Source organism: Hyalangium sp., assembly GCF_035629615.1.
GTDB lineage: Bacteria > Myxococcota > Myxococcia > Myxococcales > Myxococcaceae > Hyalangium.
Genome location: NZ_DASPHO010000257.1, coordinates 1 through 9,744 on the forward strand (window position 1 = coordinate 1; position 9,744 = coordinate 9,744).

12 protein-coding genes are annotated in these 9,744 nt (G+C 69.6%); 5 read left to right on the plus strand and 7 right to left on the minus strand.

All coding sequences use genetic code 11. The features are described from left to right. Positions 1-546 (plus strand): glycoside hydrolase family 3 N-terminal domain-containing protein (locus tag VD972_RS12870; protein ID WP_324986046.1); only part of this gene is annotated, 546 nt, incomplete at its 5' end. Here VD972_RS12870 and VD972_RS12875 read toward each other — a convergent pair. The 3 genes from VD972_RS12875 to VD972_RS12885 all read right to left on the minus strand — a co-directional run bounded on the left by VD972_RS12875 (position 543) and on the right by VD972_RS12885 (position 3,017). Beyond that, a complete protein-coding gene (locus VD972_RS12875) occupies positions 543-929 on the minus strand; it encodes a hypothetical protein (protein WP_324986049.1) in 387 nt (128 codons plus the stop codon). The genes VD972_RS12870 and VD972_RS12875 overlap by 4 nt on opposite strands. A gap of 123 nt (positions 930-1,052) precedes the next feature. Then, positions 1,053-1,502: a hypothetical protein gene (locus VD972_RS12880; RefSeq protein ID WP_324986052.1), complete on the minus strand. Its 450-nt coding sequence runs from the start codon at positions 1,500-1,502 to the stop codon at positions 1,053-1,055. Between the two features lie 129 nt (positions 1,503-1,631). Next, positions 1,632-3,017: a sensor histidine kinase gene (locus VD972_RS12885; RefSeq protein ID WP_324986056.1), complete on the minus strand. Its 1,386-nt coding sequence runs from the start codon at positions 3,015-3,017 to the stop codon at positions 1,632-1,634. A 160-nt stretch (positions 3,018-3,177) separates the two neighbouring features. Here VD972_RS12885 and VD972_RS12890 point away from each other — a divergent pair, with 160 nt between their 5' ends. After that, on the plus strand, positions 3,178-3,573 hold the full coding sequence (locus tag VD972_RS12890; protein ID WP_324986059.1) for a nuclear transport factor 2 family protein: 396 nt from the start codon (positions 3,178-3,180) through the stop codon (positions 3,571-3,573). On the opposite strand, the gene VD972_RS12895 is transcribed toward VD972_RS12890, so the two are convergent. The 3 genes from VD972_RS12895 to VD972_RS12905 form a co-directional block, all read right to left on the minus strand. After that, positions 3,551-5,080 (minus strand): 2OG-Fe(II) oxygenase, encoded by a 1,530-nt coding sequence (locus VD972_RS12895; protein ID WP_324986063.1) that lies wholly within the window; start codon positions 5,078-5,080, stop codon positions 3,551-3,553. The two genes, VD972_RS12890 and VD972_RS12895, sit on opposite strands and share 23 nt — an antisense overlap. A gap of 207 nt (positions 5,081-5,287) precedes the next feature. Beyond that, a complete protein-coding gene (gene bcp / locus VD972_RS12900) occupies positions 5,288-5,896 on the minus strand; it encodes a thioredoxin-dependent thiol peroxidase (RefSeq protein WP_324986066.1) in 609 nt (202 codons plus the stop codon). Between the two features lie 83 nt (positions 5,897-5,979). Continuing rightward, the gene (locus VD972_RS12905) at positions 5,980-6,471 is read right to left on the minus strand and encodes a hypothetical protein (protein ID WP_324986069.1); all 492 of its coding nucleotides are present in this window, start codon (positions 6,469-6,471) and stop codon (positions 5,980-5,982) included. A 51-nt stretch (positions 6,472-6,522) separates the two neighbouring features. On the opposite strand from VD972_RS12905, the gene VD972_RS12910 reads away from it, so the two are divergent. Beyond that, on the plus strand, positions 6,523-7,164 hold the full coding sequence (locus VD972_RS12910; RefSeq protein WP_324986072.1) for a hypothetical protein: 642 nt from the start codon (positions 6,523-6,525) through the stop codon (positions 7,162-7,164). A 19-nt stretch (positions 7,165-7,183) separates the two neighbouring features. Here the strand turns inward: VD972_RS12910 and VD972_RS12915 are convergent, their stop codons facing one another. After that, positions 7,184-8,509: a response regulator gene (locus VD972_RS12915; RefSeq protein ID WP_324986075.1), complete on the minus strand. Its 1,326-nt coding sequence runs from the start codon at positions 8,507-8,509 to the stop codon at positions 7,184-7,186. A 113-nt stretch (positions 8,510-8,622) separates the two neighbouring features. Between VD972_RS12915 and VD972_RS12920 the strand changes: the two genes are divergently transcribed. Together VD972_RS12920 and VD972_RS12925 are read left to right on the plus strand one after the other, a co-directional pair. Further along, positions 8,623-8,991: an MXAN_6627.5 family MYXO-CTERM protein gene (locus tag VD972_RS12920; RefSeq protein WP_324986078.1), complete on the plus strand. Its 369-nt coding sequence runs from the start codon at positions 8,623-8,625 to the stop codon at positions 8,989-8,991. Beyond that, the coding region (locus tag VD972_RS12925; RefSeq protein ID WP_324986082.1) for a class I SAM-dependent methyltransferase at positions 8,988-9,744 on the plus strand (757 nt) is incomplete at its 3' end. The genes VD972_RS12920 and VD972_RS12925, both read left to right, overlap by 4 nt.

Below are 9,744 nucleotides of genomic sequence, written 5' to 3' on the forward strand. Positions count from 1 at the left end.
CTCACGCTGCCGCGGCTACCGCATGATCTGGAGCGCCTGCGCCGCGTGGAGCTGGTCCCCTTCCGCGCCTTCGGGCAGGCCGGGCTCGCCTCGCTGATGACGGCGCACGTGCTCTTCGACGCCCTCGAGCCCGGCATCCCCGCGACCATGAGCCACAAGGTGCTCCATGGCGTGCTGCGCCAGGAGCTGGGCTTCGACGGCGTGCTCGTCAGCGATGACCTGGAGATGAAGGCCATCGCGAACCACTACTCGGTGGAGGAGGCCGCCGTGAAGGGCACGCTGGCCGGTGTGGATCTGTTCCTCGTGTGCCACCACGTGGACGTGCAGCGGCGGGCCATCGAGGCGCTGGTGAAGGCCGTCGAGTCCGGCCGTGTGCCGCGCGAGCGCATCACCGAGGCCCACCGCCGGCTCGCCCGGCTCGAGGCCCGCTTCGCCCATCCGCCCGAGGACCGGCTGGCCACGCTCGGCGACGCCGACCACCGCGCGCTCGCCACCGGCCTGGCCAGCTCGTTCGCAGGAAAGGACCCGACCGAGGTGCTGGCCTAAGGGGGTTCCGGCACTCCGCGGACCGGGGGCCGGAGCTCTTCGCCCCGTCTGTAATAGCCCCCACCGATGTTCTTGGAGGTGTCCTCGGGTGGCTGGCTCGAGCCCTCGGGCAGGAGGCTCTCGCGCGGCGTGGAGTAGCCAGGAGCACCGATGTCCGCCGACGTGCCGTCCTGCAGGAAGCCCGAGCCTCCCGTCCCCAGCTCCTGCGGGGCCTGCGGATCAGCGATGGGACTGGGGGACCTCTCGTTCTTCTGTCCCTCGTTGACGAGGCCCTCGTACTCACTGCCCTCTCTGGGCCACTGCCTGTCGCAAGCGGGCGTCAGCAGCGCGGCCGCGGCCAGCGCACCCAGCAGTGTCCAGCGTCGGATGCCCCTGTCGTTCATGGCACTCCCTCCAGAATCAAGCTCCGTCCTGTTCTAGAGGGATGGGCACCTGAGGACGGCGCAGGGACCCAGCTGGCGAGCCTCACGCGCTCCACTGCCCGCCCGGTCTCCGAGCGTGGCCCGTCACGGAGCCGGGTTGCCGCCAAAGGAACCGCCGCCGGTGGAGGGCCCCACCTCGTAGCCCCGGCGCGCCCGCCAGCCCAGCTCGCTCGAGCGGGCGGGCTCGCCCACGTACCCGCTGCCGCCGATGCCCAGCTCGGGCGCCATGGGGGCTGGGCGCCCCGTCACATCCACCCGGAGCGAGTTCCCCTGCTGGCCCAGGCGCTCCGGCGTGCGCGGGTCGATGCTCGAGCCGACCTGCTGGATGGTGCCGTTGTAGCCGCGGTCCGCCGAGACATGGGCACGCTCATAGACCTCTGGAGACAGGCGGTCCACCCGGCCTCCGAAGAAGTCTTCAGGGGGACTGTCCGGGTGCGGCCCACCCGTGTCCGGAAGCCTCCCGCACCCCACACTCAGCAGCGCCGCCGCCAGCCCACCCCACACCTTCCACGCACGAAAGCCGCTCTGTCTCATGCCCGCTCCCCGGGAGACACACGAGCCCCCCATCGCCTCTAAGGGATGGGCACACTCCCGCGTGCCAGCCACCCACCGATCGGACGGGCCACCCAGCGTCAGCCCGTGCCGAGGGCAGGCGAGCGAGCTTCAGTGCGGCAGCTCCGGCTTCAACGGCAGCTCCACCCGGAAGCGCGTGTCCCCTGGCTTCGATTGGAGGTGGATGCGGCCCCCGAAGTGGCGCTCGACGATACGCAGCGCGATGTCCAGCCCCAGCCCCGTGCCCTGTCCCAGGAGCTTGGTGGTGAAGAAAGGCTCCCAGATGCGCGCCTGCAGCTCCTCGGGGATGCCGGGGCCGTCATCGCCGATCTCCACGTGCACCTCGTCCCCGCGGCGGCTGGTGCTCACCAGCAGGGTGCCGCGGTCCTTCATGGCGTCCAGGGCATTCTCGATGAGGTTGGTCCACACCTGGTTGAGCTCGCTGCCATGGGCCCAGAGCTTCGGCAGCGAGGTGTCATAGTCGCGCGTCACCGCGACGCCCCCTCGCATCCGGTGGGCGAGCATGGCCAGCGTCGCCTCGAGCCCGGAGTGCAGATCCACCTCCTGCAGCGTGCCTTGATCCTGATAGGTGTACTGCTTCACCGCCGCAATGAGCGAGGTGAGCCGGTCCGTGCTCGCGACCAGGACATTCCCGAGCTCCGCCAGCGAGAGCGTCGCCTCGAGCCAGGTCAGCCCCGCCTGCAGGGCCGGACCTTCCAAGAGCGTCCCGAGCTCGTCCAGGTGCGGCACATCCATGCCCGCGCTCGCGAAGATCGAGGCGCGCGAGAAGGCCTGCTGCAGACCATGGTCTCCCAGCCACTCCAGGAGGGCGTCCTCCAGCTCGCTCCGGGCCAGCGCATCCTGGACTTGAGGCGGTGCGACGAGGAGCGCCTGCACCAGCTCGGTGAGGGCCTTGCGCTGGGGCTCCGTCAGCCGACGCTCCTGGGACAGCGCTCGGTGCTGAGCGGCCAGGCTCTCCTCTCGGAGCTGATCTGCCGCGCGTCGGGCCGCCGCCGCCGGGTTGTTCAGCTCGTGCGTCAGGCTCGCCGCCATGCGCCCCAGCGCAGCCAGCTTCTCCTGCTCGCGCACCCGAGCCTCCACCTCCTGGTGCCGCGCCACCACGGCTTGCAGGGCGAACTTCGCCAGGGGCGAGCGCTCCATTACCATCCGCCGGAAGGCGTCCGCCCTCAGCTGCAGCACCCGCGCAGGCCTCATGGCGCGGCCGGTGGAGCGGGCAGGCCCACCCGTGAGCAGCGAGAGTTCCCCAGCGAACTCCCCTGGCTGGTGGACGGCCAGCACCTGCTCCTCGCCTTCCTGCTGCCGGGTGATGCGCACCTCGCCCGAGAGCACGAAGAAGAAGTCGGGGTCGGGCTGGCCCTCGGTGAAGAGGGCCTCGCCTGGCTGGAGAGCGCGGATCCGCCCTTCCCGCTTTACCTCCTCGAGGACCTCCGGCGGGAAGGTGGGGAGGAGGGAAGTATCGATCGAGTCATGCAGCATGCACCTTCATGGTGGTGACGTCCCCTGGGCGCCACAGGGGGGAGCGAGCAAGGAGCCGGGCTTGTGGTGATCCGTCCGCCCCTCGCCTGGCAGCCCCGGGCAGCCGTGCGACCAAGCGCTCTGATGCTATGTGTGGAGAGGAACCTGTACGGAGGAGCCCATGGACGACAAGAGCGTGGCGCGGCGAGCCGCCGAGGTGGTGGAGCGTTCCCAGCACACCCTGGCGCGCGGTGACATCGACGAGTACCTGACCTGCTTCGCGCAGGACGCGGTTGTCCATGATCCGGCGATCCCGCCGATGGTCGGACACGCAGGGCTCCGACAGGGGATCGAGTCGTTCGTCCAGATGTTCGCGAAGGCGGAGTTCCTCGAGCTGAAGCTGTTCCCTGTTGGGCGCACGGTGGCCCTCAAGGCGACGCTGCGCTTCGTCACCCGCAACGGCAAAGAGGGCATCCTTGAGTCCGTCGATGTGTTCGAGCTGAACGAGGACTTCAAGATCTACAAGGGCACGGCCTACTGGGACCCCGAGCCGTTCATGAAGCTGCTCCAGGAGTGAGGGTGATGGCTTCGCGAGGCGCGGGCCACAGTCGTACGGTGGTATCGTAGGAGGCGCTCGCGAGCCGCCCGCCGGGGAGCACCGCGAGGCTCCGGACGAAGCCCGTGTGGTGGTGGGATGCAAGGACGGTGAAGTCCGGGAGGTAGGTGAGGTGGATGCCATCGTCCTCACCGCCGCTCGCCACCCTCCCCTCGCTCAGCGGGGCGATGGTACACACAGCGCCGGCGTGCACGCGACGGGTACCTCGAAGCTCGAGAGCCAGGCGCGGAGCATGAGCCAGCTGCCACATGGACAGTTCCCCCGTGGCCTGGCCGGAGATGAGTCCACCCGAAGGCAGGGCGGCGAGTGCTCGCACGGGCGCTCCCGTCTGGACGGGTGCGGAGGCTTCGCTCGTGCTCGCGGTGTGCCACAGGCGCACCGTGCCGTCCTCGGAGGCCGATGCGAGCAGCCCCCCCTCGAGCGGGACGAGCGCCCAGATCCAGCCCATGTGGCCCTTCAGGACGCCGCGGGGCTCTCCCTCCGGGGACCACAAGCGGATGGCCCCATCGGCACCGCCGCTCGCCATGTCTCCGTTCGGAAGTGCGGCGAGGCACAAGACGGCCCCGTCATGGCGCCCGATGACCTGAGAGTTGCTTCCCTCCCAGCGGCGTACGGTGCGATCTCGCGAGGCGCTCCACAGCCGGCCCTCGGCATCCTCCGCCAGAGCGACGACGGAGCCGGTATGGCCGGTGAGCACTGCGTCCGGCCGCCACCTGTTCCCCGAGGGCTGCCACAGCCGCACGGTCCCGTCGCGTGAGGCAGTGGCCAGGCTCCCGTTACGGCGTGCCAGTACGTGCCAGACGTAGCCCTGGTGGCCGGTGAGCACCTCAGCCGTGTCTCCGGGCGCGACCGACTCGCGCGCATAGAGGACATCCGTCCGCATGACGTACTTGGTGCCTGAGGCGACCGCCTCTCCGTCGTGCCAGAGCTCATGATCGAAGACGATCAGTGTGCCCGCCTCGGGCCGCACGACCCCCAGCAACCCCGAGTCCTCGGAGCGCTCGGCGTAGTAGCGGGTCGCCCCTCCAGAGAACTCCCCGCTGTCGTTGAGGTAGAGCATGCAGGTCAAGTGCGAGCGCACCTCGGGGCTCGGCGCATAGGCACCGTCCCGATGGACAGAGAAGCGCTGACCGCCCCGGTAGCGACAGAAGCGGAAGCGCGGGTTGAGGCCCCGCAGGCGCCACGTGTCGCCCGAGGCGTCCACGATGCGCTCGGGCAGGAAGGGCCGGATGCGCACGAAGACAACCTCGGCCAGCGCCGCGTCATCGCGGATCCTCCGATCGTTGTCCCGGTACGAGGGCGGGTAGTCCCCGCCCATGGCCTGGAAGCCTGCCTCCTCCGCGTCGTGGATGATCCGGACGCACTCGCCCCGGGAGAACACCCCTCGCAGCAGGAAGCACGGCAGGTCCGTCCGGATGCCTGCCTCCTGGCGCACCACCTCGGCCACGTCCGAGAAAGTTGGTTGCATGACCAAAATATGCCACGGCAACGGACGCAGGGCAAGTCCTCCCCGAGCCAGAGGACTTCCGTGTATGCCCAAGGTCCTGGGCTCGAGCTTCCCCAGAATCCCGCCGACCCACACGCCACTGCGGGTGGGCCGCTAGACCTCCTGGAATCGGGTGCCCGTAGCGCCCATGCTCTTAACAGCGAAGTGGGTGATGCGCCCTCGTGAGGCTCAGCGCCCCCCAGGAGATGCTTTCTTCGCCACCTTGCTGCCACTCGCCTTCTTCTCCGCGGTCGTCTTCTCTGCGGTCGTCTTCGCTGCCGCCTTCTTGGCGGGGCCCTTCTTCGCCGCAGCGGGCGCCTCGGCGGCCGAAGCGCCACCCGTCAGCACGGAGAGCACCTCGCTCACATGGTCCTTCACCTTCACCTTGGGCCACACCTGCTTCACCTTGCCCTTCGGATCAATGAGGACCGTGGAGCGGATGATGCCCATGTACGTGCGGCCGTAGTTCACCTTCTCACCCCACGCGCCGTACGCCTCCGCGACCTTGTGCTCCGTGTCCGACAGCAGCGTGAAGGGCAGGCTGTACTTGGTGGCGAACTTCTGGTGGCTCTTCATGCCGTCCGGAGACACGCCCAGCACCACCGCGCCCGCCTTCTCCAGCGCCGAGTGCTCGTCGCGGAAGTTGCACGCCTCGACCGTGCAGCCAGGGGTGTCATCCTTCGGATAGAAGTAGAGGACGACGTTCTTCCCCGCGAACTGGGAGAGCGACACGGTCTTGCCGGTCTGATCAGGGAGCTGGAAGTCGGGCGCCTGGTTGCCAGGTTGCGGAAAGGGCATGCCCATCTGCTAGCGCCCCCTGTCAGCACACGCAAGCACTACTTTGCAGGTCACCTCTGGCGCTCCCTTCCCAAGCCGGTGCCTCACTCCTGTTGGTGCTCGTGGCCGCCCTCGCCCGGCGGGTGCGCCGCTGCCTCCAGCCGCACCAGCTTCTCCCGGCACGCTCCGAGCGCTCGGCTCACCTCCTCGCGCCGCTCCTCCGCGGCCGTCCCCAGCTCCTTCGCGAGCCGCTCGCACTCCGCGCGCTGAGCCTCGACCGCGTCCGCGCCCGGCCCCGTAACTCCCGGAGTGGCCAGCGGCCGGGAGGGGAGCTTCCTCCCCTTCAGCGTCCGCAGCGCCTCCAGCCGCTGCTCCGCCTCGGGCCACGCCTTTGAGTCCTTCGGGATGGCTTCCAAGGCGGTGATCACCTCGTCCCAGGCCGGATCCCTCGGGGGCACTCCGCGGTCAACGAGCTCCACGTACCGGGCCTTGGCCTTCTCGAGCTGCTTCGGCCCGTCGTCACAGCCCGGCAACACGAGCAGCCCCAGCAAGCACACTCCGGCGGCCAGGCGTCGATGCGTCAAAGTGAAGACCATGGTCTCTCCTGTGCTAGCCATGCGCACACCGCGCGGCTAGGGTGCGCCGCTGTGTCTGCCGTCTTCTTCGCATTCGCCGTCGGCCTCGGCCAGGGCTTGCTGCACGCCGTGGGACCGGACCACTGCGCCGCCATGGCCACGCTCAACACCCTGGGCGATGGCCGACGCCGGGCCGCCCTGCTCATCGCGCTGCGCTTCGCCTGCGGGCATGCGGCGGTGCTGGGCGGTGTCGCCGCCGTCTGCCTGCTTGCCGGCGTAGGCCTGTCCGAGGCCTTCGAGCGCTGGGCCGAGGTGTTCGGCGGTGGCGTGCTCGTGGCCCTGGCCATCACCGCGCTGCTCTTCCCCAACAGCCTGCGCCACGGCCACCCGCACCTGCCCGGCCACACCCAGGAGCCCCACCGCCACTTCCACGGGAGCGTGAGCACGGCCGCCGGGGCCCTCATGGCCGTCAGCGGCGTGCGCTCACTGCTGCTGGCGCTCCCTCCGCTCCTCATGGGCGGCAGCATGAGCCTGGCCGCCTGGAGCTACCTGCCGGGCTTCGCCCTGGGCATCCTCGTGGGCATGGGCGCCGTCGGCCTGGTCTTCGCCGAGGGCCTGTCCCGCCTGGGCTCCGGGCTCGCCACCTGGGTCCACCGCGCCATTGCGCTGAGCTCCGGAGCGCTCGGCGTCTTCTGGATCAGCTCCCGGCTGTAGCGCCGGGCCCGGCGACTGTCTACGAGCGCCGGTCCAGGATCCCCAGCGACTGCATCGCCACCAGGAAGCCGTAGACGACCTGCTCGGGCCGGTTGGCGTATGCCAGCAGCTCCGCCACCGTCCGGTTCCCGTCCACTCGCGGCAACAGCTCCGCCTCCCACCGCTCCAGCTCCACCTCGTTGAGCTGGTAGGACGGCGCCACCGCGGGAATGAGCCGATCCTCCGGCCGCAGCAGCCGGCGCAGGCGCTCGGGCTTGTAGAGCTTCTTCACGCCGCGGACGATCAGGTTCGCCGGGTGCAGGTCCAGCTTGATGGACTCGGCGCTCGCTTTCTCCTTGAAGCTCATCACGTAGGTGCCGTCCTCCCACGAGAAGAGCGAGTAGATGATGGCCTTCACCTGCTGGCCCACGTAGTAGAGCCGCTCGGTGTCCTTGAGCAGCCCACGCTCCACCAGGATGTCCCCCGTGCGCCGCTGCGTCGCCGTGGCCACCGTGGCCGCATCCTGCAGCTGCTCGGGCCGGATCTTCCCCACGCGCACCAGGAACTGGCCGAACCGGTCCGACAGCAGGTTGGACAGCGCGAACACCGGAGTGCCGTTCTCGAAGTAGACGACCTTCTTGACCTTGCCGCGCTGCACGCCCAGCTCCCCTGTCTCCTTCGACAGGAAGAAGGCCGTGATGAGCGAGGGCAGGTTGTCCTTCAGCTCGCCCCGGCGCATGCCCGGGCCCCCGGCGCCCACCGGCAGCGGATCCGGCGGATGCCCAGGACGCGGATGGCGCACCACCGTCACCGGCCCCTTCTGCATCGGGCTGGCCGTCAGGTTGGCGCCGCGGATCTCCGCCGAGAGGTTGCCGCCCCCCGTCACTTTGATGCGGCCGGTGAGCTCCATCGCGTCCTGCGGCCCCTCCTCCTCCACGTCGATGTCCAGCTCCACCTCGAAGGCGTCCTGGGGCCGGGTGACCGGCGGCACCTTCTTCTCCGGGGGCACGAGCTTGCCTACCGCCTCCAGCAGCTTCTGGGCCTCGAAAGGCTTCTCGAAGTAGCCCGCCGCCGCGTACTTCTGCCGGGCCTCGATGGCGTGCTTGCCACCCTTGAATACACCGGTGATGAAGAGCAGCGGCAGCTGCGGCTGCTCCTTCCGCAGGGCGTCCGCCAGGTGGTAGCCCATCATGTCGGGCAGCAGGACGTCGATCACCGCCGCGGACAGCGACTGTCCGCGCGCCAGCTCGGTGGCCTGCTTGCCGCGGCTGGCCCCGCTGACCTCATAGCCAGCATCCTCGAAGAGCTGCGTGAGAAGAGACAGGAGCTCTTGGTTGTCGTCGACGACGAGGATTCGAGGGGCCATCAGTGGCCGTAACCTACCAAAACCCCGGGACGGGATCAGGAAACTGTTTGTCCTCCCAAAGGATGCATCCGGGCGGTCAGAAAGGTAGGTTCAAGGCCCCGTTCAGGGCTCCTATGACGCTCTTCTCTCTCCGCACCTCCTTGCTCACCCTCGCGATCGGACTGGGCCTTGGAGCCCCCTTGCTGGCCCAGGCTCAACAGGGCGCCGAGGATGGGGGCCTGTCCACCGGCGCTCCCGATGCGTCCGTGGGCGAGGGAGGCGCGGATCGCGACAACCCGGAGGGAGAGGATGGCGTGGGTCGCGTCGTGGTGAACTGCCGGAGCAGCGGTGACTGCTCTCCCCGTTTCAGCTGCAACCAAGGCAAGTGCCGCTATACCGGCGCCCGTGAGGCCGAGCGCGTGGGCTGCCTGCTGGGCCCCGAGGCCGCGGTGGTGCTGGTGGGACTGGGGCTGTTGGCGGCCTGGCGGAGGAAGCGGGAGTGAGACTCGGCTTCAAGGCGGACAACCTGCTGGAGCGGGTGGCGAACTGGCTCAACCTGGCCCCGCTGCCCATCGTCCACGTCTTCTTCGGGATGATGAGCTCCCGGACGATGATGGCCGGCGTGAAGCTGGGCGTGTATGCGGCGCTCGCGGAGGGGCCCGCCACCGCGGAGTCCCTGGCCGAGCGGCTGAAGCTCTCTCCCGAGGGCACGCGCGCGCTGCTGGAGGGCCTGGTGTCTTGCGAGGTGGTGAAGCGCAAGCGCGATCGCTACCACCTGGATGAGCGGGCGCGGCGCTGGCTGGATCCGCGCTCACCCCAGTACATCGGCGGCTTCATCGAGTTCAACTACGCGCAGTGGGCGTGGTGGAGCCAGCTCGAGGAGACGGTGCGCACCGGGCAGGCCGTGGACATCCACGACTTTGCTCCGGAGGATCCGCGCTGGCGGGACTACATCCACGCCATGCACCAGCTGGCACGGCTGGCGGCGCCGGAGGTGGCCTCGGCCATCCCCCTGCCCCGGGGCGCCAGGCACCTGCTGGACCTGGGCGGCGCCCATGGCTGGTTCTCCGCCGAGCTGTGCCAGCGCCACCGGGGGCTGAAGGCCACCGTGGTGGACCTGGAGGGCAGCGCGCGCGTGGGGCGGGAGATCATCGCCGCGGCGGGGCTGTCTCACGTGGTGACGCACCGCGAGGGCAACATCCTCACCACCGAGCTGGGGGGCCCGTACGACGCGGCGCTCCTGTTCCAGGTGGTGC